The organism is Streptomyces sp. NPDC102283 (assembly GCF_044766265.1).
GTDB lineage: Bacteria > Actinomycetota > Actinomycetes > Streptomycetales > Streptomycetaceae > Streptomyces.
Map to the genome: position 1 here is coordinate 457093 of NZ_JBIWLQ010000001.1, position 24287 is coordinate 481379.

At 71.2% G+C, this 24287-nt stretch carries 20 protein-coding genes; 12 read left to right on the forward strand and 8 right to left on the reverse strand.

The window, feature by feature from the left end:
* Window positions 1-267: 267 nt before the first annotated feature.
* The 5 genes from groES to ACIRJT_RS02355 all read left to right on the forward strand — a co-directional run bounded on the left by groES (window position 268) and on the right by ACIRJT_RS02355 (window position 5566).
* Window positions 268-576 carry a co-chaperone GroES gene (gene groES / locus ACIRJT_RS02335; protein ID WP_003966899.1) on the forward strand — a complete coding sequence of 103 codons (309 nt, stop codon included), beginning with the start codon at window positions 268-270 and terminating at the stop codon, window positions 574-576.
* 98 nt (window positions 577-674) lie between these two features.
* The gene (gene groL, locus ACIRJT_RS02340; protein ID WP_327220105.1) at window positions 675-2300 is read left to right on the forward strand and encodes a chaperonin GroEL; all 1626 of its coding nucleotides are present in this window, start codon (window positions 675-677) and stop codon (window positions 2298-2300) included.
* Between the two features lie 435 nt (window positions 2301-2735).
* Window positions 2736-3521, forward strand: coding sequence for a class I SAM-dependent methyltransferase (locus ACIRJT_RS02345; protein ID WP_403903370.1), 786 nt, complete (start codon window positions 2736-2738; stop codon window positions 3519-3521).
* Window positions 3522-3582: 61 nt separating this feature from the next.
* Complete coding sequence (locus tag ACIRJT_RS02350; protein ID WP_403903373.1) at window positions 3583-4359, forward strand: tRNA-dependent cyclodipeptide synthase; 777 nt, start codon at window positions 3583-3585, stop codon at window positions 4357-4359.
* Complete coding sequence (locus ACIRJT_RS02355) at window positions 4337-5566, forward strand: cytochrome P450 (RefSeq protein ID WP_403903375.1); 1230 nt, start codon at window positions 4337-4339, stop codon at window positions 5564-5566. Before ACIRJT_RS02350 ends, ACIRJT_RS02355 begins: the two co-directional genes overlap by 23 nt.
* A gap of 64 nt (window positions 5567-5630) precedes the next feature.
* Here ACIRJT_RS02355 and ACIRJT_RS02360 read toward each other — a convergent pair whose 3' ends face one another.
* The 5 genes from ACIRJT_RS02360 to ACIRJT_RS02380 all read right to left on the reverse strand — a co-directional run bounded on the left by ACIRJT_RS02360 (window position 5631) and on the right by ACIRJT_RS02380 (window position 11565).
* Window positions 5631-6923, reverse strand: coding sequence for a hypothetical protein (locus ACIRJT_RS02360; RefSeq protein ID WP_403903378.1), 1293 nt, complete (start codon window positions 6921-6923; stop codon window positions 5631-5633).
* A gap of 672 nt (window positions 6924-7595) precedes the next feature.
* A complete protein-coding gene (locus ACIRJT_RS02365) occupies window positions 7596-8369 on the reverse strand; it encodes an SDR family NAD(P)-dependent oxidoreductase (protein ID WP_403903380.1) in 774 nt (257 codons plus the stop codon).
* A gap of 10 nt (window positions 8370-8379) precedes the next feature.
* A complete protein-coding gene (locus ACIRJT_RS02370) occupies window positions 8380-8967 on the reverse strand; it encodes a multicopper oxidase domain-containing protein (protein WP_403903382.1) in 588 nt (195 codons plus the stop codon).
* 102 nt (window positions 8968-9069) lie between these two features.
* Window positions 9070-10653 (reverse strand): PQQ-binding-like beta-propeller repeat protein, encoded by a 1584-nt coding sequence (locus ACIRJT_RS02375; protein WP_403903385.1) that lies wholly within the window; start codon window positions 10651-10653, stop codon window positions 9070-9072.
* 243 nt (window positions 10654-10896) lie between these two features.
* On the reverse strand, window positions 10897-11565 hold the full coding sequence (locus ACIRJT_RS02380) for an MOSC domain-containing protein (protein ID WP_403903388.1): 669 nt from the start codon (window positions 11563-11565) through the stop codon (window positions 10897-10899).
* An 80-nt stretch (window positions 11566-11645) separates the two neighbouring features.
* Between ACIRJT_RS02380 and ACIRJT_RS02385 the strand changes: the two genes are divergently transcribed.
* On the forward strand, window positions 11646-12536 hold the full coding sequence (locus tag ACIRJT_RS02385; protein WP_069756744.1) for a LysR family transcriptional regulator: 891 nt from the start codon (window positions 11646-11648) through the stop codon (window positions 12534-12536).
* A 139-nt stretch (window positions 12537-12675) separates the two neighbouring features.
* Here the strand turns inward: ACIRJT_RS02385 and ACIRJT_RS02390 are convergent, their stop codons facing one another.
* Window positions 12676-13005 carry a WhiB family transcriptional regulator gene (locus ACIRJT_RS02390; RefSeq protein WP_403903391.1) on the reverse strand — a complete coding sequence of 110 codons (330 nt, stop codon included), beginning with the start codon at window positions 13003-13005 and terminating at the stop codon, window positions 12676-12678.
* Between the two features lie 453 nt (window positions 13006-13458).
* On the opposite strand from ACIRJT_RS02390, the gene ACIRJT_RS02395 reads away from it, so the two are divergent.
* The 4 genes from ACIRJT_RS02395 (at window position 13459) to ACIRJT_RS02410 (ending at window position 17807) form a co-directional block, all read left to right on the forward strand.
* Window positions 13459-14070 (forward strand): response regulator transcription factor, encoded by a 612-nt coding sequence (locus tag ACIRJT_RS02395; protein WP_003948568.1) that lies wholly within the window; start codon window positions 13459-13461, stop codon window positions 14068-14070.
* Between the two features lie 279 nt (window positions 14071-14349).
* Window positions 14350-14925 (forward strand): sigma-70 family RNA polymerase sigma factor, encoded by a 576-nt coding sequence (locus ACIRJT_RS02400; RefSeq protein WP_018960265.1) that lies wholly within the window; start codon window positions 14350-14352, stop codon window positions 14923-14925.
* A 138-nt stretch (window positions 14926-15063) separates the two neighbouring features.
* Window positions 15064-16566: an IMP dehydrogenase gene (gene guaB, locus ACIRJT_RS02405; protein WP_403903394.1), complete on the forward strand. Its 1503-nt coding sequence runs from the start codon at window positions 15064-15066 to the stop codon at window positions 16564-16566.
* Window positions 16567-16682: 116 nt separating this feature from the next.
* Window positions 16683-17807, forward strand: a complete 1125-nt coding sequence (locus ACIRJT_RS02410; RefSeq protein WP_403903398.1) for a GuaB3 family IMP dehydrogenase-related protein — start codon at window positions 16683-16685, stop codon at window positions 17805-17807.
* 84 nt (window positions 17808-17891) lie between these two features.
* Here the strand turns inward: ACIRJT_RS02410 and ACIRJT_RS02415 are convergent, their stop codons facing one another.
* Together ACIRJT_RS02415 and ACIRJT_RS02420 are read right to left on the reverse strand one after the other, a co-directional pair.
* On the reverse strand, window positions 17892-18548 hold the full coding sequence (locus ACIRJT_RS02415) for a hypothetical protein (RefSeq protein ID WP_403903401.1): 657 nt from the start codon (window positions 18546-18548) through the stop codon (window positions 17892-17894).
* Between the two features lie 130 nt (window positions 18549-18678).
* Window positions 18679-19941, reverse strand: coding sequence for a nucleotide sugar dehydrogenase (locus ACIRJT_RS02420; RefSeq protein ID WP_403903403.1), 1263 nt, complete (start codon window positions 19939-19941; stop codon window positions 18679-18681).
* A gap of 242 nt (window positions 19942-20183) precedes the next feature.
* On the opposite strand from ACIRJT_RS02420, the gene ACIRJT_RS02425 reads away from it, so the two are divergent.
* Together ACIRJT_RS02425 and ACIRJT_RS02430 are read left to right on the forward strand one after the other, a co-directional pair.
* The gene (locus ACIRJT_RS02425) at window positions 20184-21890 is read left to right on the forward strand and encodes a glycerol-3-phosphate dehydrogenase/oxidase (protein ID WP_403903405.1); all 1707 of its coding nucleotides are present in this window, start codon (window positions 20184-20186) and stop codon (window positions 21888-21890) included.
* 260 nt (window positions 21891-22150) lie between these two features.
* Complete coding sequence (locus tag ACIRJT_RS02430; protein WP_403903408.1) at window positions 22151-24286, forward strand: serine/threonine-protein kinase; 2136 nt, start codon at window positions 22151-22153, stop codon at window positions 24284-24286.
* Window position 24287 lies beyond the last annotated feature (1 nt).

The following is a 24287-nucleotide window of genomic DNA, read 5'->3' on the forward strand; positions in this document are numbered from 1 at the left end:
CGTACGGAACGTCACGCTCCACCCCGACGTTGTCCGGACGGTGATCCGACGGGGCCCCGATCGAGACGGCGCGAGGGTGGTGAATTGGCACTCCGCTTGACCGAGTGCTAATCGCGGTCATAGTCTCGGTGCTGGCACTCCCCCCTGGAGAGTGCCAGCAGCACTCTGCGCGACAGGACAGGTCCGGCACCCGCGACGACGGGCCGGTCAGGTCGCCGCCCACAGACTGTTAAACCCCGTGAGATCTCCGAAGGGGGAGACCGGATCGTGTCGACCACCAGCTCCAAGGTTGCGATCAAGCCGCTCGAGGACCGCATTGTGGTCCAGCCGCTCGACGCCGAGCAGACCACGGCTTCCGGCCTGGTCATTCCGGACACCGCGAAGGAGAAGCCCCAGGAGGGCGTCGTCCTCGCCGTGGGCCCGGGCCGCTTCGAGAACGGCGAGCGGCTTCCGCTCGACGTCAAGACCGGCGACGTCGTCCTGTACAGCAAGTACGGCGGCACCGAGGTGAAGTACAACGGCGAGGAGTACCTCGTCCTCTCGGCCCGCGACGTTCTCGCGATCGTCGAGAAGTAATTCACCCACGTTTGCTTGTGTTCTGCGCCCCTGGCCCCCTGCGAAATAACTAGCCGGGCGGCGAGGGGCGCAGTTCATTTTGAGAGGGAACACAGCCCATGGCGAAGATTCTGAAGTTCGACGAGGACGCCCGTCGCGCCCTTGAGCGCGGCGTCAACAAGCTTGCCGACACGGTCAAGGTGACGATCGGCCCCAAGGGCCGCAACGTCGTCATCGACAAGAAGTTCGGCGCTCCCACCATCACCAACGACGGTGTCACCATCGCGCGTGAGGTCGAGCTCGACGACCCGTACGAGAACCTCGGCGCCCAGCTCGTCAAGGAGGTGGCGACCAAGACCAACGACGTAGCGGGTGACGGCACCACCACCGCGACCGTGCTGGCCCAGGCGCTCGTCCGCGAGGGTCTGCGCAACGTCGCCGCCGGCGCCTCCCCGGCCGCCCTGAAGAAGGGCATCGACGCCGCGGTCAAGGCCGTGTCCGAGGAACTCCTCGCGACCGCCCGCCCGATCGACGACAAGTCCGACATCGCCGCCGTGGCCGCGCTCTCCGCGCAGGACACCCAGGTCGGCGAGCTCATCGCGGACGCGATGGACAAGGTCGGCAAGGACGGTGTCATCACCGTCGAGGAGTCCAACACCTTCGGTCTGGACCTGGAGTTCACCGAGGGCATGGCCTTCGACAAGGGCTACCTGTCCCCGTACATGGTGTCCGACCAGGAGCGTATGGAGGCCGTCCTCGACGACCCGTACATCCTGATCCACCAGGGCAAGATCGGCTCCATCCAGGAGCTGCTCCCGCTCCTGGAGAAGGTCATCCAGGCCGGCGCCTCCAAGCCGCTCCTGATCATCGCCGAGGACGTCGAGGGCGAGGCGCTCTCCACCCTCGTCGTCAACAAGATCCGCGGCACCTTCAACGCCGTCGCGGTGAAGGCCCCGGGCTTCGGCGACCGCCGCAAGGCCATGCTCGGTGACATCGCCACCCTCACCGGTGCGACCGTCATCGCCGAAGAGGTCGGCCTCAAGCTCGACGGCGCCGGTCTCGACGTGCTGGGCACCGCCCGTCGCGTCACCGTCTCCAAGGACGACACGACCATCGTCGACGGCGGGGGCAACTCCGACGACGTCAAGGGCCGCGTCAACCAGATCAAGGCCGAGATCGAGTCCACGGACTCCGACTGGGACCGCGAGAAGCTCCAGGAGCGCCTCGCGAAGCTGGCCGGCGGCGTGTGCGTCATCCGCGTCGGCGCCGCCACCGAGGTGGAGCTCAAGGAGAAGAAGCACCGCCTCGAGGACGCCATCTCGGCGACCCGCGCCGCTGTCGAGGAGGGCATCGTCTCCGGCGGTGGCTCCGCCCTCGTCCACGCGGTGAAGGTCCTGGAGGGCAACCTCGGCAAGACCGGCGACGAGGCCACCGGTGTCGCGGTCGTCCGCCGCGCCGCCGTCGAGCCGCTGCGCTGGATCGCCGAGAACGCCGGCCTCGAGGGTTACGTCATCACCTCCAAGGTCTCCGAGCTCGACAAGGGCCAGGGCTTCAACGCCGCCACCGGCGAGTACGGCGACCTGGTCAAGGCCGGCGTCATCGACCCGGTCAAGGTCACCCGCTCCGCCCTGGAGAACGCCGCGTCCATCGCGTCGCTGCTGCTCACGACCGAGACCCTGGTCGTCGAGAAGCCGGCCGAGGAAGAGGCCGACGCCGGTCACGGCGGCCACGGCCACTCCCACTAGTACGGCCCGCACCGTCTAGTACGGCCCGCACCGCTCGGTACGCCGTTCGGTACGACTGAGGCCCGGCACCCCCGTCACGGGGGTGCCGGGCCTCAGTGCGTTCCGGGTGCTCAAGGGTGAGGTGGTCGCGGACGACGAGCAAGGCCGGAGCGATCCCGAAAGGCTTCCTGGAGACCGCACGGATCTCCAGAGCACGGTGCATCGGAACACCGGTGGCCCCCCACCAGCCAACTCGTTCCCGCGGACCGCCACCCGCGGCCGCCACCCTCGCATCAGCATTCAACGCGTTCACGCCTCCGACCGCTCGCGGACTCGTATCGCGTCGCCTCGCGGCGATACGACAGGAAGAGCACACGACGAAGAGCGACACACCCCGTGTCCCTGCCGGGCGTCCTCCGCGGCCGACCGCGCACGGCGACACGCAAGAGCGAGGAGATGACGGTGGATTCCCAGTTCGACACAGCGGTAGCGGCGTACGAGAGCAGCATGGAGGAGATGCCCTTCCGGGAGCACGTCGAGGCGTACAGCTTCCTGAACGCGGTCGGTGACGTCGTGGGGCGGGACGTGCTCGACATGGGGTGCGGCAGCGGGCTGTACACCCGTCGCCTGCGCCGTGCCGGGGCGGCCCGTGCGGTGGGGATGGACGAGTCCGCCGCCATGGTGGAGCACGCACGGCGGCGGGAGGAGCGCGAGGCGCTGGGGGTGGAGTACCTGGCGGCGAACGCCGCCGACCCCGCCGCCGGTCTGCCGGACATCACCGGATCATTCGACGTGGTCACGGCGGTGTACGTGCTGCCCTACGCGTCCAGCCGGCAAGAGCTGGAGGGGTTCTGCGCGACGGCGCGGCGAGCGCTGCGCGACACGGGCGGACGGTTCGTCGCCGCGGTCCTCAACCCCGAGTTCTCCACGGACCCGCAGTGGTACCGGCACTACGGCATGCTCCTGAGCGCACAGCGGTCACCGGAGGAGGGCACGCCGGGGCACCTGCGGGCCTGGGTCGGTCCGGAGGTGCTGGACCTGGACTTCTTCCGCTGGTCCGCGGCAGCGCACGAGCAGGCGCTCAAGGCCGCCGGATTCGACCGCGTCTCATGGACCCGCCCGACCGTCTCCGGAGAGGGCCGGGCGAGGTACGGGGAGGCGTTCTGGGCGAACTACCTCGACTGTCCTCACGCACTGATCATCGACGCGCAGGTCGGCCCCGCGGCGGCCCCGCCGGAGTGAGCGCTCCTCCCGCCCCGCGCGCCACTCCGCCCCGACCGACGAGAGAAGCAAGGCCACTTCCATGAACCGACTCCGTACAGCCTCACCATCCATCAACGACACGGACGGCACGACGGAACAGGATCCCTCAGGACCCAGCGGCTTCCGGGTGGAGGGACTCGATCTCCACAGCCGCGGCCTGGCCGAACGCTACGGCACCATGGTGCTGGGCCTGTCACCGTTCAACTCCTTCTACTCCACGCAGACCGTGGCCGCTCTGTGCCAGAGCGCCGCCACGTCCTTCTCCGACGTGCACGTGGTCCTCCCGGGAGCGCCCGAATCCGCGCTGCGCTACATAACCGCCGGCAAGGAGCCACGCCACGCGGTCCAGCGCTCCAAGCGCGTCATCCACAACATGCGCAACGTCGCGCGTCGCACCCTGGCCGACTGCGGGGTGCCCGACACGGACGCGCGGGTCCATGTGATGACCCGCTTCGCGTCCCACCCGCGCTACCAGAAGAGCAGGGCCCGCATCGAGAGCGCCTACCGCACGCAAGCTCCGATGCGGGAGGCGGTGCACGCGATGACCCGTACCGCTCTGGCCACCTCCACCGACTCCGATCCCACTCCGGCCCAGATCGAGCTCAACACCCGCTACATCTTCGCCGAGGCTCCGCTGCTGCTGGACGCGGCCGGAATGCTCGCGCGACCCAGCACCCTGTTCGTCTACCACCGCAGGGTGCCCCTCTACGACGTAGTGGCCGCCGGCCAGGTCCCCGGCCTCACCGTCGGGGCGGGCCACGCCCTGTCCGTGCTCACCGATGAGAGGAACGACCGTGGCAACGACGATCCCCGATGAACTGACCTGGCCCGACTCCTTCCCCACCCGCGGACACGGCCTGCCCCCCGAGATGTTCGACCTCCTGCGGCGCGAGCGGCCGGTGGCCCCGGTGACCTTCCCCTCCGGCCACCGCGCCTGGCTGGTGACCCGCCGCGACGACATCACCGCGATCGGATCGAGCCGCGGTTTCTCCCGCGACCTCACCTGCCCCGGCGGTCAGCGCATCGCCGGAGACGACTTCAACAGCGTGCCCGGCGGCATCTTCAACCTCGACCCGCCCGAGCACACCACCGTACGGCGCGTGGTCCAGCCGTTCTTCACCTCGGCCGCCGCGACGGCCCTCCGGCCGGCCGTCGCCCTGGCCGCCTCCGACCTGGCGACGACACTGCGCGACGGGCCCAATCCCGCGGACCTCCACCGCGCCTACGCACACCCTCTCGCGGCGACCCTGGCCTGCGACCTCATGCGGGTGGCCCCACGCCAGCGCCGCAAGATCGTGCCCCGGCTGCGCTCACAGGTCGACTACGCCACACCCGCCGCAAAGATCGACACGTCCACCCAGTGGATGCTCGACTTCGCCGACGAGGTCATCGAAGCCAAGAGGGCCGACTACCAGGACGAACGCGAACCGCGCGACCCGGTCGAGGCGCTGATCCGCTCTCACCGCCGCGGAGTCATCACCTCGGAGCACCTGCACGCCACGGTGATGTACCTGTTCGTCACCTCCGCGGAACCCGTGACCGGCCCGGTCACCACCGGCGTCTACACCCTGCTGCGGCACGGCGACCAACTCGCCCGAATACTGCGCGATCCCGGGCTGTGGCCCACCGCGGTGGCCGAACTGCTGCGACTGCATCACAACGGCATGACGTCCATGCCCCGCATGGCCCTGACCGACACCGAACTGCACGGGGTGCGCATCCGGGCCGGTGACGCTGTCGTCACCCCCTGGGTCGCCGCGACCTGGGACCCCGAGCACTACAAACAGCCGGAGCGATTCCGCCTCGACCGCAGCACACGGGAGGACCCGGCCATCACTTTCGGCACCGGCCCCCACTTCTGCCTCGGTGTCAACATCGCCCGCACCTACCTGCACACGGCGCTCTCGACCCTCTTCACCCACCTGCCGGACCTGGCACTGGCGGCCAAGCACGAGGACATCGCCTGGGAACCGGACACCTACCTGTTCACCCGGCCGACGGAACTGCCCGTCACCTGGTCCTGAGAGCCCCAGGACCGCACTCCGCGCAACCGGCCCCGGCCCGTGGGCGCTCGGCACGCGCCGGGCCTCACGGGCCGGGGCCGGCCCCCATGCGGCGGCGGAAGGCCGCCATGGACCGGCGCAGTTCCGCCACGTTCGTGTGGGTGGGCACGGAGGAGACGGCCCGTGCGGCGGCGAAGGCCTGGTGGGCGTGGGGGAGCGCCTGGTCCCACTGCCCTGTGTGGAGCAGGGCGAGCGCGATCCGGCTGTGCGTGATGGCCAGGGCCTTGTGATGGCCGACCGGTCGTGTCCTCAGGGATTCGAGAAGAGCCTGGAGGTGGTCGGGGCCTGCTCCCAGGGCCCCGAGAACGAGGGCGCGCTGGTATTGGAGGGAAGCCAGGGAGTAGGTGTCGAAGGGGCTCGTTGCCTGATGGCCCTCCGGATGTACCCGCACGGCGGTGGAGAGGGCGCGGAGCGCCCCGGGGCGGTCGCCGGCCCGGGCCAGGGCGAGGGCGCGACCGGAGTGGAGGAAGCTCTGGACCGCAGGGGCCGCGTTCGGTCCTGCGATCTCGATGGCGCGGCTGGTGAGTTTCAGGCCGAGGGCACTTTCGCCGACGCTGTCCGCCAGGGTGGCCAGAGCGCGCAGAGTGATGGCGAAGTCGGGCCGGGATCCGGCCCGTCGGGAAAGTCTCAGCGCGTGCTGGTAGTAGCCCTGGGCGAGCCCCGGGCGGCCGCTGTCGCCGGCTATGGCGGCTTGGACGTAGCTGAGCCGGGCGAGGGCCGTGAGGACTTCCGGTCTGTCGGTCTCGGTGCTGCGCACGAGGAGAAGGCGAGGTGTTTCATCGGCTATGTAGCGTGAAAGGGCGCTTCCGAGCGTGAGACCCCCATAGCGCTGGACGTGCTCGAAGAAGAAACTGCTGAGGTGTTCGAGGCGCTGAGCGGTGGACGAGCCGAGGCTGTCGGAGTTCCGTAGCCGGAGCCCCGCCGCTGTGCTGAGTTCGCTTTCGATCTCCTGTCCGGAGAAGAGGCGTTCAGGGTCGCCTTGTCGCCCGAAGTCGACGTGAGTGACGGCGAATTCAGCGAGTGCGAGGATCGGGTGTGTGATGGAGGAAGGGGTCGCGCGTCGGCGGGGGGACAAGCCGGTCCACTCGGAGGTCACCAGCCGTCCCAGGCGACGGCTGAGGACTTCGGCCACCAGCGCGGGTACGGGAGGGCGCGGGCGTGACCCGGACAGCCAGTGCGCGACCGCTGTCCGGTCGTAGGTCAGGTGCAGGCCATGGAGAGTGCCGAGCCGGTTGACCTCCCGGGCCAGCTCCCCGTTGGTCCACCGCGCCTCCTGCTGAAGAGCGGCCAGGCGAGTGTTACGCGTCCCCTTGGGCACGGCTTCCCCTGTCGGCCGGCCCCGGTGTGGCCCTGGCCGAGGGTGGAACGGCGGCCACGATGCCGGCGACTTCCACCCTAGGACCGTCGGCCATCCACGTCCCTGCGAATTCCGGTCAGGTCCGTGGAGTTCAGGAGGGCTTTGTCCGGTCCCTTCCTCGCGATCCCGAGCAGCGGAATCAATTCGGGCCCGTCACCAGTCCTCCCCGTTCCGGATCCTGACCTGGGTCAGCTCGATCGGCGACCGTTTCCCGGGCCTCGTGGGGGCGGAGCGCAGACGAAGAAGGCGAAGACGCCGGTAAAGCACACGGCACCGGGAGGGGGCAGAGCGCGAAAGGGTCTGTCATGGTCCATCGCTATCGCGTTCGTCCACGGTGGCGGGCTTCCTCGGCACGCGACGCGAGCCGTGACACGCAAGGGAACGATTCTGTAGCCCCCAACGGCCGACTGCGAACAGCCGCCACCGCCGCAGCCGGACCCCACGCCGCATCGGACCCCACGCCGCGTCGGTCGCAGCAAACCTCAGGTCGCCTCACGACAACCGACCACCCCGCGGACACCACCCACTGCCAGTCGGCGCGTCCGGCCAGGAGCGTCCCGCCCGGACGGTCGGCCCGGACGGTCGGCCCGGACGGCCGGCCCGGCTGCCGCGAACCGGCTGCCGGGGATCGGTCTACTGCGGACCGTACTTGCGCCCCGTCCGCGACGTGACCCCGCCGAGCAGTCCTCGCGGGGCGACCTTCACCAGCCCCATCAGCGCCTTGTAGCGCGGGTCCGGGATCGACACCGTCTTCCCCCGGGCCAGGTCCGTCAACGCGGACGCCACCAGCTTGTCCGCGTCGAGCCACATCCAGCCCGGGATGTTGTCCGTGCCCATCCCGGCCCGCTCGTGGAACTCCGTCCGCACGAACCCGGGGCACAGCACCATCAGCCGCACCCCCGAACCGGCCAGATCCCGTGCCGCGCCCTGCGTGAACTGCACGACCCACGCCTTGGACGCCCCGTACGTACCGCGCGGCACGAACGCCGCGACCGACGCCACGTTGACGACCCCGCCCCGGCCCCGCTCCCTCATCCCGGCGACGGCCGCCGAGGTCAGCCGCAGCACCGCCTCGCAGTGCACCTTCAGCATCGTCAGCTCATCGGCCATCGACACTTCCAGGAAGCGGCCCTTGTTGCCGAACCCGGCGTTGTTGACCAGCAGATCGACCGGGTGCGTGCGGTCCGCGAGCCGCTTCTCCACCGCTTCGATCCCGTCCTCCGCGGACAGGTCGGCGCTCAGGACCTCGGCCTCGATGCCGTGCCGGTCGTGCAGTTCGGTGGCCTGCTCGCGCAGCCGCGCGGTGTCCCGCGCCACCAGCACCAGGTTGTGCCCCTGGGCCGCGAGCCGCCGCGCGAACGCGGCCCCGATGCCCGCCGTCGCGCCCGTGATCAGTGCAGTCGTCATACGCGGCACGTTAGTGCCCCGCGTGATCCGGGACCTCACCCGCCCGCTGCCCCTTCTCCACCACCACGAACTGGCCCGTCATCCCCTCGTCCTCGTGGGACAGCAGATGGCAGTGGTACAGGTACGGGATGTCCGGATCGGACGGCCCGTCGAACCGCAGGGCGATCCGCACGGTCGAGCCCGTCGCCGCCGCCACCGTGTCCTTGCGGCCCCGCAGGGCCGGCTCCGGCCGCTTCCCGTCCACATCCAGGACCCGGGACTGCACGTCGTGCACATGGAAGTTGTGGGTCATGTCGCCGCCGTTGCGCAGCGTCCAGACCTCCGCCGTCCCCCGGGTGACCGTCTCGTCGACCCGGTCCATCGCCATCGGACGCCCGTCGATGCCCGACCTGAGCAGCTCGAAGTGGCGGCCGCGCACGGAGCCGTCGGCCTCCGGCAGCTCCAGCCCCGTGTCCTCGGCCAGCCGGGCGGGGACGGCGGGGGAGGGGCGCAGCCGCTCGGCCGCCCGCAACTGGAGTACGTCGAAGGAGTCGTCGCGCTCCGCCCGTAGTGTCGGGCCCAGGTGGCCGCCGTTGAACCCCCAGGTCGGGGTCGCCACGCCCTTCCGGAACTCCGTGCTCCCCGCCCGCATCCGCAGGTCGAAGACGCGTGTGCCGTCCCGGGGCGACCCCTTACTTCCCGTCGGGGTGGGGCGGGGCGGTCAGGGCGCGGCGGGGACGAAGGACAGCATGCGGGCCTCGCGCACGGGCTTGCGGTCCTCGTCGCCGCTCACGTGCGTCGACGTGAGGACGAGCCGCCCGTCGACGTAGGCCGTGTGCCCCATGGACATCTCGTACTCCCACGGCGCGGTCGCCACCGGGTGCTTCACGATGTCCTTCTCCGTGCCGGCGCCGCGCGGGCCCATGAGGAAGGTCCGGCCGGGGCGGCTCGACGTGGCGGCCTCGTAGACGAGCATCGACCTGCCGTCCTCCGCGCGCAGCGGATACAGCCTGCGCAACTCCTCGGACTTGATGCCCCACAGGAACTTCCCGGTCTTCAGGTCGTACGCGCCGACCTGTTCGGTGCCGCCCAGCATGATGAGGCCCTTGCCGACCCCGGTGCCCCGGCAGGGCTGGATGTTTCCGCCGGCCCCCTCGCCGCCGCAGTGCTCGAAGCCCTTGTCCCGGGCGTCGAAGGTGGTGCGGTGCTTGCCTTCGGGGTCCAGGACCGTGATCCGCCAGTCACGGGCGGTGTCCTCGTTGTTGTAGGTGGTGAAGACGACCGGGTCCATGGAGATCAGGCTGCCGAAGCTCCAGCCGGTCTTCATCCGGTAGCGCCACAGGACCTTGCCGGTACGCGGGTCGAGCTCACGCACCTGTCCGTAGTTCTTGCTCCGGTCGATGGCGATCATGCAGTCGGAGGTCACCAGGAGCCGGGCGACGCCGCCCGCCACGTCATCGGGGACGCACTTGTCCTTGTTCTCCCGGGGGATCTCGTAGAGCTTGCTCCCGTCGCCCATCCGGTAGGTGATGGCCTGCATGTTCCGGGCCACGGACAGGACGTCGCCGCTGATGGCGCTGTAGACGATGAACGTGTTGTCCCGGTCACCGGGCTCATCGAGCTCCTTGTGCCAGCCCTGCTTCCCGGTCCTCAGATCGATCATCCGCATCTGGTTGCACTGGTTGCCCCGCTCGTTGTCCGGCCGCTCGTGGTGGAAGACCACGACCTTGCCGTCGGGCGTCGGGTTGGCCGGTGTCTCGCACACGGAGGAGGGCAGGTCGACGTTCCAGACCTCGGCGCCGTCCGAGAGCCGGTAGGCCGTGACCTTCCGGTGCAGGGCCTGGACGGCGGTGTCACCGACGATCCACAGGTCGTGGACCTTGTTGATCTGCTGGGGCAGGTCGGTCCTGTCGTCGGCGATCCACGCCGCCGACTCGTCCGGCTTGCGGGCGGCGGCGACCTCCTTCGTCGTCGGAATGTGGCTCAGCTCCGGCCCGCCCGCCGCGGGGGCACGGGACGGGGACGCCGATCCGGAGGGGCCGGGCGACTCCTTCGCCACGGGCTTCGCGGGCTCGTCCCGCCACTGGTCGGAGAGCGCGTACACCCCTCCCGCCACGACCACGAGCACCAGCGCGACGACCGCGGCGACGACCGGCCCCCGGCCGAACCGGCGACGCGGCGGCGGTGTCGGCGCGATCGGCGGCCCGAACCCCTGCGGCCCGCCGCCGTCCGAGGCGTACGGGTTGCCGGGAACGGGCTGCTGCGGCGGGCCCGGGGTGTACCAGGGCTGCTGCGGGTCGGGCATGGTCGTCCCCCTGAGACGCGCTGCTCGGCTCGAAGACTCCTCCTCGGGCACAGGTCACTGGTGGTGGACGCGCCCCGCATCGATCCAGTTCCCGCCGCAACGCCCTCGGTTCGCGAGGCGCGTGACGCCGCGTCATCGGTCCGGGGCCGCCGCTCCCCCCGTACCGGACGGCCGGTCCCTCCGTGCGGGACCCTCCGCCCGGGTCTCGGCCCTGTCGCCCGTACGGGACCTTCCGCCCGGGTCTCAGTCCTGTCGGGCGGTGTACTCCCGCGCCTTGCGCAGCGCCTCGGGGTGCAGTGCCTCCCCGGCGGCCAGCAGCGCGGGCAGCAGGGTGCGTTCGGTCGTCACCGCCCGGAACTGCAGGGTGGCGGTGACCTCGTGGTCCGGGCGGTGCACGATCTCGATGGTGTCCCCGGCGCGGACGGATCCCGGCTCGATCACCCGCAGATACGCGCCGGTGGCGCCCTGCCGCGTGAACCGCCGGACCCACCCCCGCTCCCCGAGGTGGTGGGCGAAGGTGCGGCACGGGACGCGGCCCGAGGTCACCTCCAGCACGAGGTCCCTCCCCACCCGCCAGCGCTCGCCGATCCGTGCGCCGCTGACGTCGAGGCCGAGGGTCGTGAAGTTCTCGCCGAACACCCCGTTGGCCAGCTTCCGGCCGCCCAGCTCCCGCTCCCAGGCGTCCAGCTCCTCCCGGGCGAAGGCGTAGACCGCCTGGTCGCTGCCTCCGTGATGGCGCAGGTCGCACACCGCGTCCCCGGCCAGCCCGCTGCCGCCGTCGCCCTTGGGCCCGGGGTCGAGGACCTCGACCGGGCCGTCCACCGGCCGCTTGTCGATCCCGGTGACGCCACCCGGGCCGTCGGTCTGCGCGGAGGGGCGAGGTTGTCCGATGTTCACGGTCAGCAGCTTCATACGGTCACGCTAGCCTCCTTGATCCCAAAGGGTCCCCTCATGAATTCGCCCAGCCCCCAAGAATTTCTTATGATGGCGAGGTGATCGAAGCTCGCCACCTCCGTGTCCTGCGCGCCGTGTCCACCACCGGCTCGTTCTCCGCCGCAGCCCGCGAACTCGGCTGCACCCAGCCCGCCGTCAGCCAGCAGATGAAGGCCCTGGAGTCCTCCGCGGGCACCACGCTGCTGATCCGCACCGGACGCGAGATGCGCCTCACCCAGGCCGGTGAGGCGCTGGTGCGGCACGCCTCCGGCATCCTCGCGGGGCTGACCGCCGCCGAGGAGGAGGTCGCCGCCATCGCCGGACTGCGGGCCGGCCGGGTCCGGCTGGTCTCCTTCCCCAGCGGCAGCTCCACCCTGGTCCCGGGGGCCCTTGCCGCGCTGCGCGCCGAACACCCCGGCACCCGGGTGTCGCTCGTCGAGGCCGAGCCGCCGCGCTCGGTGGACCTGCTGCGCGAGGGCGACTGCGACATCGCGCTGGCGTTCCGTTACGGAAGCACCGGCGGCGAATGGGACGACCTGGTGGTCCGGCCGCTGCTCACCGACCGGCTGATCGGCCTGGTCCCGGAGGGGCACCGGCTGGCGGAGGCGTCGAGCGTGTCCATCGGCGAGCTGGCCGGCGAGTCGTGGATCGCGGGCTGCCCGCGCTGCCGCCGGCAGCTGGTCGAGGTCTGCGAGGAGTCCGGCTTCACCCCGCGCATCGACTTCGCCACGGACGACTACCCGGCGGTGATGGGGCTCGTCGGAGCCGGGCTCGGGGTGGCGGTGCTGCCGGAGCTGGCCGTCGAGTCGGTACGCCCCAAGGGGGCCAGGGCCGTGCCGGTCGAGCCCGCGATCGAGCGGGAGATCGTCGCGCTGACCCTGCCGGACCTGGCGCGGGTCCCGGCGGTGGCGGCCACCCTGGACCAGCTGTCGCGCACGGCCGCCCGCTGAGGCCGGGCGGGGCCGCGTCGCCCGCCGGGCCCCGCGGCCCGCGGGCGGTGAGGGGTCCGTCCCTGCTGCGGCCGGCTGCGCGCCGGATGGCTGAAGGTGACGAAGAAACGTTTCTGCGATCGGTTGCGACGTACGGGTGTCAGGTGGCGCCGGGGCCCGGTCCCGCGGTGGGCGCCGCGGTGATCAGCCGGGTTCTGGCCCGGCCCATCAGCTCCTCGCGCTCGTCCTCCGTCAGGCCGCCCCACACTCCGTAGGGCTCCCTCACGGCCAGGGCGTGCGCCGCGCACTCGGCACGTACCGGGCAGCGCATGCAGACCTCCTTGGCGGAGGTCTCGCGGGCACTCCGGGCCGCGCCGCGCTCGCCCTCGGGGTGGAAGAACAGGGAGCTGTCCACGCCTCGGCAGGCGGCGAGCAGCTGCCAGTCCCACAGGTCTGCGTTGGGTCCGGGAAGGCGGGAGAAATCTGCCATTGCTTGTCCCCTCGGAGCTGTGCTGCGTCGGAAGCGGCATCCTCGACCGTCTGTGATCGACGGCCTGCTGTGATCGGACCGTCTGTGATCGGTGTGACCGAAGTCTCGACCGTACATCTACGGTGCTAGTAGATGTAAATATGACTGATTGCGAATCTAGCCACAGACACCCCTAAAAGGGAAGAAATAGCGCCAAAAAGGGCATGCCAACGAGTGAAGATTCGGTTGACGGGTGAATCACCCGCGCCGTTCTCCTCCGTATGCGGCCCTTCACGTAGAGTGCCGAACCCGGCCGCCCGACCCGTAACTCTTTCGAGTGACCGTCGTTAAGGGAACGGATGCGGTTGACGGATATCCGGCTCGGGCACATGTCCGAGGGGGTCAACCGCACAGGTGACGACTTGTATCAGCCTGGAGGCTCAAGGTGACGCGCATCAGCTGCGGAGGACGGTCATGACATCCGTCCTCGTCTGCGACGACTCCCCGCTTGCCCGAGAAGCGCTCCGTCGCGCGGTGGCCACCGTGCCCGGCGTCGAGCGCGTGACGACGGCGGCCAACGGCGAGGAAGTCCTCCGCCGCTGGGGTGCCGATCGTTCGGATCTGATTCTGATGGACGTACGCATGCCCGGGCTGGGAGGTGTGGAGACGGTCCGGCGACTGCTCTCCGCCGACCCCGGCGCCCGGATCATCATGCTGACCGTCGCCGAGGACCTGGACGGCGTCGCTCTCGCGGTCGCCGCGGGCGCCCGCGGATATCTGCACAAGGACGCCTCGCGCGCCGAGCTGCGGGCCACCGTCACCCAGGCGCTGGCCGATCCGACCTGGCGGCTCGCCCCGCGCCGGCTGCGGTCCGCCGAGATGGGGGCGGCCCCCACGCTCACCGCGCGGGAGATCCAGGTCCTCGAAGGCATGAGCCACGGCCGCTCCAACGCGGAGATCGGCCGTGAGCTGTTTCTCTCCGAGGACACCGTCAAGACCCACGCCCGGCGCCTGTTCAAGAAGCTCGGGGCCTCGGACCGCGCCCACGCGGTGGCCCTCGGATTCCGCTGGGGCCTGGTCCGCTGACGACCGGCCCGGGCCGCGCCCCTTCCGCAGACCGGCGGACGGGGGCACGGAGCGGGCCGCCGGCTCCACACCTCGTATCCGGGCGCCCGCTCAGCGGTGCCATGTGACGCTTCCCGGCCGATGACGCATCCTTGAGTCGTGGAGTTCCTCAGGAACGATTCGGTCGAGCGGAAGGGGAGGGCGCAGGACATGACATCCGGCGCACCCGCTCATAACGCTTCGGTGCACAACTCGGGACGCGGTGGAGCGGACCGGGCGGCCGCAGGGCACCATGGTCCGATGCGTGACGACGAAACCACGGTGATCGGTGCCCTCGTGCACCGGGCCGTCGACGGCGACGCGCAGGCCACCCATGATCTGCTGGCCCATGTCCACCCCCTCGCCCTGCGCTACTGCCGCTCCCGGCTGAACCGTCTCCCCGGTGATGCTCGCCACTTCGTGGAGGACCTGGCGCAAGAGGTCTGCGTCGCGGTGCTGATGGCACTGCCGCGCTACAAGGACACCGGCAGGCCCTTCGAAGCCTTCGTCTTCGCGATCGCCGGACACAAGGTCGCCGACCTCCAGCGCGCCGCGATGCGCCACCCGGGGTCGACCGCCGTCCCCTCCGACGAGATGCCCGAGCGGCCCGACGACTCCCTCGGCCCCGAGGAGCGCGCCCTGCTCAGCAGCGATGCCGCCTGGGCCAAGAAGCTTCTCGCCAACCTCCCGGACAATCAGCGCGAGCTGCTGGTCCTGCGCGTCGCGGTCGGGCTGACCGCGGAGGAGACCGGCCAGATGCTCGGGATGTCCCCGGGGGCGGTCCGGGTCGCCCAGCACCGCGCGCTCAGCAGGCTCCGGGCGCTCGCCGAGCAGTAGGGCGCCCGCGCCGGCCCCCATCGGCGGCGCTGTAGGAAGCTACAGATCAGCCAAGTGATCTTGATCGTGGAATGAGACGCCCGTGGAGCCCGTTAGCATGGACATCCGCACCGATCAAGGCCATTTGGGGAAGGTGTCATGACTGCAAACGTCGACGGAGTGCCCGAGAAGTTCGCGACGCTCGGGCTGACCTACGACGACGTGCTGCTGTTGCCCGGCGCGTCCGAGGTCCTGCCCAACGCGGTCGACACCTCGTCGCTCATCTCGCGCAACGTACGGGTGAACATCCCCCTGCTGTCGGCCGCCATGGACAAGGTGACCGAGGCCCGGATGGCCATCGCCATGGCCCGCCAGGGCGGCGTCGGCGTGCTGCACCGCAACCTCTCCATCGAGGACCAGGTCAACCAGGTCGACCTGGTCAAGCGCTCCGAGTCGGGCATGGTCACCGACCCGATCACCGTGCACCCCGACGCCACGCTCGGCGAGGCGGACGCGCTCTGCGCGAAGTTCCGCATCAGCGGCGTGCCGGTCACCGACCCGGCGGGCAAGCTCCTCGGCATCGTCACCAACCGCGACATGGCCTTCGAGTCGGACCGGTCGCGCCAGGTGCGCGAGGTCATGACGCCGATGCCGCTCGTCACCGGGCGGGTCGGGATCTCCGGCGTCGAGGCCATGGAGCTGCTGCGCCGCCACAAGATCGAGAAGCTGCCGCTGGTCGACGAGGCGGGCATCCTCAAGGGCCTCATCACGGTCAAGGACTTCAAGAAGGCCGAGCAGTACCCGAACGCCGCCAAGGACGCCGAAGGCCGTCTGCTGGTCGGCGCGGCCGTCGGCGCCAGCCCCGAAGCGCTGGACCGCGCCCAGGCGCTCGCGTCCGCCGGGGTCGACTTCCTGATCGTCGACACCTCGCACGGCCACAACAGCAACGCCCTCGACTGGATGGCGAAGATCAAGTCGAGCGTCGGCGTCGACGTCATCGGCGGCAACGTCGCCACCCGCGACGGCGCCCAGGCACTGATCGACGCCGGAGTCGACGGCGTGAAGGTCGGCGTCGGACCCGGCTCGATCTGTACGACCCGCGTGGTCGCCGGCATCGGCGTCCCGCAGGTCACCGCGATCTACGAGGCCGCGCTCGCCGCCCGTGCCGCGGGTGTTCCCGTGATCGGCGACGGCGGCCTCCAGTACAGCGGCGACATCGGCAAGGCGCTGGCCGCCGGCGCCGACAGCGTGATGCTGGGCAGCCTCCTCGCGGGCTGCGAGGAGTCCCCGGGCGAGCTGATGTTCATCAACGGCAAGCAGTTCAAGTCCTACCGCGGCATGGGCTCGCTGGGCGCGATGCAGTCCCGTGGCCAGGGCCGGTCCTACTCCAAGGACCGCTACTTCCAGGCCGAGGTGTCCTCGGACGACAAGCTCGTCCCCGAGGGCATCGAGGGCCAGGTGCCCTACCGCGGCCCGCTGGCCAACGTCCTCCACCAGCTCGTCGGCGGCCTCCGCCAGACCATGGGCTACGTCGGCGCCGCGTCCGTCGACCAGATGGAGAGCAAGGGCCGGTTCGTCCGGATCACCTCGGCGGGTCTCAAGGAGAGCCACCCGCACGACATCCAGATGACGGTGGAAGCACCGAACTACAGCCGTAAGTAACGCAGGAAGCAACGCATCACCGCAGGTGAGGGGCGGACCGGAGTTCCCGGTACCGCCCCTCAGGCACGTGTCGGGGATACTGGTCAGCGCAGACGTAGAGGGAAAGGCCACACATCGTGACTGAGATCGAGATCGGGCGCGGCAAGCGCGGCCGCCGGGCTTACGCATTCGACGACATCGCCGTCGTTCCGAGCCGCCGCACCCGGGACCCGAAGGAGGTCTCGATCGCCTGGCAGATCGACGCCTACCGCTTCGAGCTGCCGTTCCTGGCCGCTCCCATGGACTCCGTGGTCTCCCCGCAGCACGCCATCCGCATCGGTGAGCTGGGCGGCCTGGGCGTGCTGAACCTGGAAGGCCTGTGGACCCGGCACGCCGACCCGCAGCCGCTGCTGGACGAGATCGCCGGGATGCCGGTCGAGTCCGCGACCCGTCGGCTCCAGGAGATCTACTCCGCCCCCATCCAGGAGGAGCTGATCGGGCAGCGCATCAAGGAGGTGCGCGACGCCGGCGTCGTCACCGCCGCCGCGCTCTCCCCGCAGCGCACCGCCCAGTTCTCCAAGGCGGTCGTCGACGCGGGGGTCGACATCTTCGTCATCCGCGGCACGACGGTCTCGGCCGAGCACGTGTCGGGCGCGGCCGAGCCGCTGAACCTGAAGCAGTTCATCTACGAGCTGGACGTCCCGGTCATCGTCGGCGGCTGTGCCACGTACACCGCGGCCCTGCACCTGATGCGGACCGGCGCGGCCGGTGTCCTCGTCGGCTTCGGCGGCGGCGCGGCGCACACCACGCGCAACGTCTTCGGCATCCAGGTCCCGATGGCCACCGCCGTCGCGGACGTCGCCGGGGCCCGCCGCGACTACATGGACGAGTCCGGCGGCCGGTACGTGCACGTCATCGCCGACGGCGGCGTCGGCTGGTCCGGCGACCTGCCGAAGGCCATCGCCTGCGGTGCGGACGCCGTGATGATGGGCTCCCCGCTGGCCCGTGCCACGGACGCGCCGGGCCGCGGCCGCCACTGGGGCATGGAGGCCGTGCACGAGGACGTGCCGCGCGGCAAGCTGGTCGACCTCGGTTCGGTCGGGACGACGGAGGAGGTCCTCACCGGTCCTTCGCACACCCCGGACGGTTCGATGAACATCTTCGGCGCCCTGCGCCGTGCGATGGCCACCACCGGCTACAGCGACCTCAAGGAGTTCCAGCGCGTCGAGGTGACGGTGGCGGACTCTCAGCACCGCCGCTGACCTCCCGTACGCACGCGGAAGGGCCCGGATCATTCGCACGTTCGAATGGTCCGGGCCCTTCCGTATGGGGCCTGCGGGGTGCTTTCAGCCGGCCTTCTTGGCGCCACCGACGGCGGCGATCGCGCCGAGTGCGAGGGAGAAGTAGGACATGAAGCCGGCCTTCTGCGACCAGGCCTCCGTCACGGTGCCGAAGTGGTCGCCGATGACCTCGGAGAAGGGGATCTGCGCCAGGTCGGCGAGCACCATCGAGATGCCGACGAGCTGCCCGAGGTAGACGGCGCCGATCGAGAAGACGGCCGCGGCGCCGATGACCGCCGGGTTGGAGCCGCCGACCTTGCTCGACGCGAAGCCGACCAGGAAGCCGACGCCGACCGCCGCGTAGCCGAACTCGCGCTCGATGGAGCCCGCGATCACGCCGTACAGGATGCCCGCGACGACGGCCGCGCCCAGGGCGACCAGCACGCCGAGCAGGATGTTGTCGCGGGCCGGCGGCGCCGGTGCGAAGGGCGCGCCGCCGCCGAACGGGGCGCTCTGGCCGGGCTGCCGGCCCGCGAACGGGTTGCCGGTCGAGGCCGGGGGCTGGCCGTACGGGTTGCCGGTCGGGGCCGTCGGGGGCTGCTGGCCGTACGGGTTGCCGGTCGGGGCGGCGGGGGTGGGCCGGCCGGTGTACGGGTTGCCGTCGACGGGCTGACCGCCGAAGGGCTGCTGGGGCTGGTTCGGCGGCTGCACGGGCTGACTCACGGTGGGGCTCCCCCTGGACGGCTGCGCACGAGTGTGCGGTTGCGCACATCTGTGCGCGCTGTGACGCCGCAGGGTAGCAGTACGTACCGGATCCGGTCACCGGCGATCCTTTCCGGCCTTCCGTACGTCCTCAGAGCCGGTGCGCGGCCCCCGCCGGAGTGGCTCCCCGGGTGTCCAGGAGCAGTTGGGCCTTGACCGCGAGGCCCTGGAGGTCGTAGGTGCGGTGCTGCTGGAGCAGTACGGTCAGGTCGGCCGCGGCCGCCGCCTCGTACAGCGAGTCGGCGCGCGGGACGGGGCGTTCGCGCACCCGCCAGTCCAGGACGTGCGGATCGTGGTAGCCGATCTGGGCGCCCATGTCCATCAGCCGGGTGGCGATCTCGCGGGCGGGGGCGGCCTCCTGGTCGGCGCTGTCCGGCTTGTAGGTGACGCCGAGCAGCAGCACGCGCGCGCCCCGGACGGACTTGCCGTGCTCGTTCAGGAGGGTCGCGCAGCGCTGGATGACGTAGCTGGGCATCCGGTCGTTGATCTCCTGCGCCAGCGAGACCATCCGCAGCGGGTTTCCGGGGGAGCGGGGGCTGTGGGGCAGGCAGCCGGGGTCCACCGGGACGCCGTGCCCGCCGACGCCGGGTCCCGGCCGGAAGGGCTGGAAGCCGAACGGCTTGGTCTCGGCGCACCGGATGACGTCCCAGAGGTCGACGCCGAGGTCGTGGCAGAGCACCGCCATCTCGTTGACCAGCGCGATGTTGACGTGCCGGAAGTTGGTCTCCAGCACCTTCGTCATCTCCGCCTCGCGCGGGCCCCGGGCCCGTACGACCTTGTCGGTGAGCCGTCCGTAGAAGGCGGCGGCCGACTCGGTGCAGGCGGGGGTGAGGCCGCCGATGACCTTGGGGGTGTTGGCCAGGACGTGGGTGCGGTTGCCGGGGTCGAGCCGGCTCGGCGAGCAGGCGAGGTGGAAGTCGCGTCCGGCGACGAGCCCGGAGCCCTCTTCGAGCAGGGGGCGCAGAACGTTCTCGGTGGTGCCGGGCGGCACGGCGGACTCCAGCAGGACGGTGGTGTGCGGGCGCAGCCGGGCCGCCAGCGCGCGGGCGGCGTCGCGGAGCGCGGTGAGGTCGATCCCCCGGTCGGGGCCGAGCGGGGTGGGGGAGCAGATCACGGCGGTACGGATCCGGCCCAGCTCGGCGGCGTTGGTGGTGGGCCGGAAGCCGCCGGAGAGCATGCGGCGGATCTCGGACGCGGTGAGGGTGCCCTCGACGGGGCTGCGGCCCGCTCTGAGTTCCGCGTAGGGCCGTGGGTCGGGGTCGTAGCCGACGGTGTCGATTCCGGCGGTCACGGCGGCCCGGGCGAGCGGCAGGCCGAGGTGACCGAGTCCGATGACGGCGAGGTCTGCGGGCATACAGGAAGACCCCCTAAGTGCGGAGAGCGAAGATCGCAACTGCTGTGGACAGCGCAATGTCAGACTAGGCGTAAATATGACCTATATGTCGCATTGTGGGGCTCCGGTTGCCCGGGTGTTGTCCACAGGCGGTGGCTGAACTCGGGGAGCGCGGACAGAATCGAGGGGTGGACACGGGCGACCGGCCCCTCGGCCGGGTGGCACTCCCGTGTCCGACCACCCCGATCCACCGGGAGGCAGCAGTGAGGACAGCGACACTGGGACCCGCCGAGCGCACCGTCGCGCTCGCTGCCATGGCCGAGCGCGAACTGGACGTGCTGGTCGTGGGGGCGGGCGTGGTCGGCGCGGGCACGGCGCTGGACGCCGCCACCAGAGGCCTCTCGACCGGCCTGGTCGAGGCGCGCGACTGGGCGTCCGGCACATCGAGCAGGTCGAGCAAGCTGATCCACGGCGGCCTGCGCTATCTGGAGATGCTCGACTTCGCCCTGGTCCGGGAGGCGCTCAAGGAGCGCGGACTGCTTCTGGAGCGGCTGGCCCCGCATCTGGTGAAGCCCGTGCCCTTCCTCTACCCCTTGCAGCACAAGGGGTGGGAGCGGCTCTACGCCGGCTCCGGCGTCGCGCTGTACGACGCGATGTCGGTCTCCTCCGGCCACGGCCGCGGCCTTCCCGTCCACCGCCACCTCTCCCGCAAGCGCGCCCTGCGGGTCGCCCCCGCACTGAAGAAGGACGCCCTGGTCGGCGCCCTCCAGTACTACGACGCCCAGATGGACGACGCCCGCTTCGTCACCGAGCTGGTGCGCACCGCGGCGTCCTACGGGGCCCACGTGGCGAACGCGGCCCGGGTGACCGGCTTCCTCCGTGAGGGCGAGCGGGTCGTGGGCGCGCTCGTCAGCGACGTCGAGGGCGGTGCGGAGTACGAGATCCGGGCCAAGCAGGTGGTCAACGCGACCGGCGTGTGGACCGACGACACCCAGGGCCTCATCGGCGAGCGCGGGCAGTTCCACGTCCGGGCCTCCAAGGGCATCCACCTGGTCGTCCCCAAGGACCGCATCCACTCCTCCACCGGCCTCATCCTGCGTACCGAGAAGTCGGTCCTCTTCGTCATCCCCTGGGGCCGGCACTGGATCATCGGCACCACGGACACCGACTGGGACCTGGACAAGGCGCACCCGGCCGCCTCCAGCGCCGACATCGACTACCTCCTCCAGCACGTCAACTCCGTCCTGAACACCCCACTGACCAGGGACGACGTCCAAGGCGTCTACGCCGGACTGCGACCGCTGCTGGCCGGCGAGTCGGACGCCACCAGCAAGCTGTCGCGCGAGCACACGGTGGCCCACCCCGCCCCCGGCCTGGTCGTCGTGGCGGGCGGCAAGTACACGACGTACCGGGTCATGGCCAAGGACGCGGTGGACGAGGCGGTGCACGGACTCGACCAGCGGGTCGCCGCCTGCGTCACCGAGGACACCCCGCTCCTGGGGGCCGAGGGATACAAGGCCCTGTGGAACGCGCGCGCCCGGATCGCGGCCCGGACCGGCCTCCATGTCGCCCGGGTGGAGCATCTGCTCAACCGGTACGGCTCAATGACGGAGGAAGTTCTGGAACTGATCCTCGCCGACCCCACCCTCGGCGAGGCCCTGCCCGCCGCCGACGACTATCTGCGCGCCGAGATCGTCTACGCGGCCTCCCACGAGGGCGCCCGCCATCTGGACGACGTGCTGACCCGGCGCACCCGCATCTCCATCGAGACCTTCGACCGGGGCACCCGCAGCGCCCGGCTCTGCGCGGAGCTGATGGCGCCGGTGCTGGGCTGGGACGAGGAGCGGATCGACCGGGAGGTCGAGCACTACGAGAAGCGGGTGGAGGCCGAGCGCGAATCGCAGCGGCAGCCCGACGACCTCACGGCCGACGCGGCCCGGCTCGGCGCACCGGACATTGTGCCGATCTAGGACACGTCCTCCCGGGCCCCGCGAGTCTCTGTGCCGCGGTCACCGCCCGCCTTCACCGGGCCAGTTGGGCTCCGCCCGCCCGGTGGAGCCGCGGCGGTGGCCCGGACCGGCCTGGACGGGAAGCCCGGGTTGGTAGGAGGCTGTGGGGGCTTCCCTCTTCACGCCGCGGCGCGGCGGACCCAGGACCCGGCACCAGGACCGGTCCCGGGGTGAGGGACAATGAACGCTCTGCCAGGGCGGGTTGATCGCAGAGGGGACGCATGTCGGAGGCGGAGCAGGCACGGGAGCCCCAACGGGACAAGAACGGTCGTCTCCTCGCGGGGCGCTACCGGCTCGGTGAGGTGCTCGGCCGAGGCGGCATGGGTACGGTCTGGCGCGCCGACGACGAGACGCTCGGCCGCACGGTCGCGGTCAAGGAACTGCGGTTCCCCGGAGCGATCGACGAGGACGAGAAGCGCCGGCTGATCACGCGCACCCTGCGTGAGGCCAAGGCGATCGCACGGATCCGCAACAACAGCGCGGTGACCGTCTACGACGTGGTCGACGAGGACGACCGCCCGTGGATCGTCATGGAGCTGATCGAGGGCAAGTCGCTCGCCGAGGCGATCCGCGAGGACGGCACGCTGACGCCGAGGCGGGCCGCCGAGGTCGGGCTCGCCATCCTCGACGTGCTGCGCTCGGCGCACCGCGAGGGCATCCTGCACCGCGACGTGAAGCCGTCCAACGTGCTGATCGCCGAGGACGGGCGCGTCGTGCTCACCGACTTCGGCATCGCCCAGGTCGAGGGCGACCCGTCGGTCACCTCCACCGGCATGCTCGTCGGCGCACCCTCGTACATCTCGCCGGAACGGGCCCGCGGCCACAAGCCGGGCCCGCCCGCGGACCTGTGGTCCCTCGGCGGACTGCTGTACGCGAGCGTCGAGGGCTGCCCGCCGTACGACAAGGGCTCGGCCATCGCCACCCTGACGGCCGTGATGACCGAACCGCTCGACCCGCCGAAGAACGCCGGCCCGCTCACCGAGGTCATCTACGGGCTGCTCGCCCGGGACCCCGACCAGCGCCTCGACGACGCCGGGGCACGGGCGTTGCTCAACGACGTCATCAACGCCCCCGACGTCCCCGCGCCGGCCCCCGCGGACTCCACCCAGATCATGGCGCTGCCGCCGACGCCCGCCGCCGACCCTCTCGTCAAGCGGACGCCGAAGCAGCCCAAGGCGCCCAAGCCGCCGAAGCAGTCCACCGGATCGGGCGAGTCCGGCGAGGGCGCCCGCGACCGGCTGCGCGGAGCCCTGCGCTCCGTGCGCAACGCGAAGACCCCTGCTGCGGCGGCGGGTGCCGCGGCGGGCGCGGCCGCGGCGTCGGCCGGCTCTCCGGCCGCCGCCGGCGGCCCGCCCGCCGCCCCGCCCAAGCCGCCGTCGCCGCCCGGGGCCCCCGCTCCCGGTGCGAAGTCCGCAGCGGGCGTCGCGTCCGCCCCGGCGACGGCGAAGGGAGCCGCCTCGGCCCCCGCCGGCTCCTCGAAGTCCGCAGCGGCGGCGCGTGCTTCCGTACCCGGGCAGCGCCCGCCGTCCTCGGTCGCGTCCACGCGCGCCTCGATCACCGACGTGGTCCCCCGCCGTACCCTCGCGATCATCGCGGCCGTCCTCGCGCTGGCCGTTCTCGGCACGGTCCTCGCGCTCACCCTCGGCGGCGATGACGCGGACAAGGGCGGCAAGGGCGACACGGCCGCCTCGGCCGGAGCCTCGTCCGGCGGCGCCGACGACAAGGGCGGCGACACCGGCGGCGGTTCGGCCGGTGAGAAGGGCGGCGGCCAGAAGGAGGGCCAGGGCACGGACGACGGCCGGGCCTCCGCCGACCCGTCCGCCGACGACGCGGACGACGCCGACGACTCCGGTTCCGGCGATTCCGAGGACGACGGGGCGGACCCCGGCGACGTGCTGCCCGCCGGGTACGAGGAGGTCACCGACACCCGGTTCCACTTCACCATGGCGATGCCCGAGGGCTTCAAGCGCACCGCCATCGCGGGCAGCAACTCCGGCGGCATCTACAACGCCGAGCGGGGCAGCTTCCCCCGTGTCCAGGTCGACTTCAACAGCTCGCCCAAGAACGACGCGGCGGCCGCCTGGCGCGGGGCGGTCGGGAGCGTCAAGGTCCTCAGCGACGGCTACAAGCACGGCAGCATAAAGAAGGTCGAGTACAACGGCTATCCGACCGTCGCGGACTGGACGTTCGAACGCGACCACAACGGCGTCCGGGTCAAGGTGCTCAACCGGGGCTTCAAGGTGGACGCCAAGCGCGGCTACTCGATCATGATCAGCTGCAAGGTGGACGAGTGGAAGGGCGACGAGTGCCGGACGCTGCGCGAAACGGCGTTCGCCACGTTCACGCCCACGGGCTGAC

Bases quoted from the DNA above. Each gene is read 5' to 3' on its own strand.
- ACIRJT_RS02390 (WP_403903391.1), bottom strand. From the start codon at position 13,005: ATGGCAGATTTCTCCCGCCTTCCCGGACCCAACGCAGACCTGTGGGAC.
- guaB (WP_403903394.1), top strand. From the start codon at position 15,064: ATGACTGCAAACGTCGACGGAGTGCCCGAGAAGTTCGCGACGCTCGGG.
- ACIRJT_RS02400 (WP_018960265.1), top strand. From the start codon at position 14,350: ATGCGTGACGACGAAACCACGGTGATCGGTGCCCTCGTGCACCGGGCC.
- ACIRJT_RS02365 (WP_403903380.1), bottom strand. From the start codon at position 8,369: ATGACGACTGCACTGATCACGGGCGCGACGGCGGGCATCGGGGCCGCG.
- ACIRJT_RS02380 (WP_403903388.1), bottom strand. From the start codon at position 11,565: ATGAAGCTGCTGACCGTGAACATCGGACAACCTCGCCCCTCCGCGCAG.
- ACIRJT_RS02420 (WP_403903403.1), bottom strand. From the start codon at position 19,941: ATGCCCGCAGACCTCGCCGTCATCGGACTCGGTCACCTCGGCCTGCCG.
- ACIRJT_RS02350 (WP_403903373.1), top strand. From the start codon at position 3,583: ATGAACCGACTCCGTACAGCCTCACCATCCATCAACGACACGGACGGC.
- ACIRJT_RS02430 (WP_403903408.1), top strand. From the start codon at position 22,151: ATGTCGGAGGCGGAGCAGGCACGGGAGCCCCAACGGGACAAGAACGGT.
- ACIRJT_RS02375 (WP_403903385.1), bottom strand. From the start codon at position 10,653: ATGCCCGACCCGCAGCAGCCCTGGTACACCCCGGGCCCGCCGCAGCAG.
- ACIRJT_RS02345 (WP_403903370.1), top strand. From the start codon at position 2,736: ATGACGGTGGATTCCCAGTTCGACACAGCGGTAGCGGCGTACGAGAGC.
- groL (WP_327220105.1), top strand. From the start codon at position 675: ATGGCGAAGATTCTGAAGTTCGACGAGGACGCCCGTCGCGCCCTTGAG.
- ACIRJT_RS02395 (WP_003948568.1), top strand. From the start codon at position 13,459: ATGACATCCGTCCTCGTCTGCGACGACTCCCCGCTTGCCCGAGAAGCG.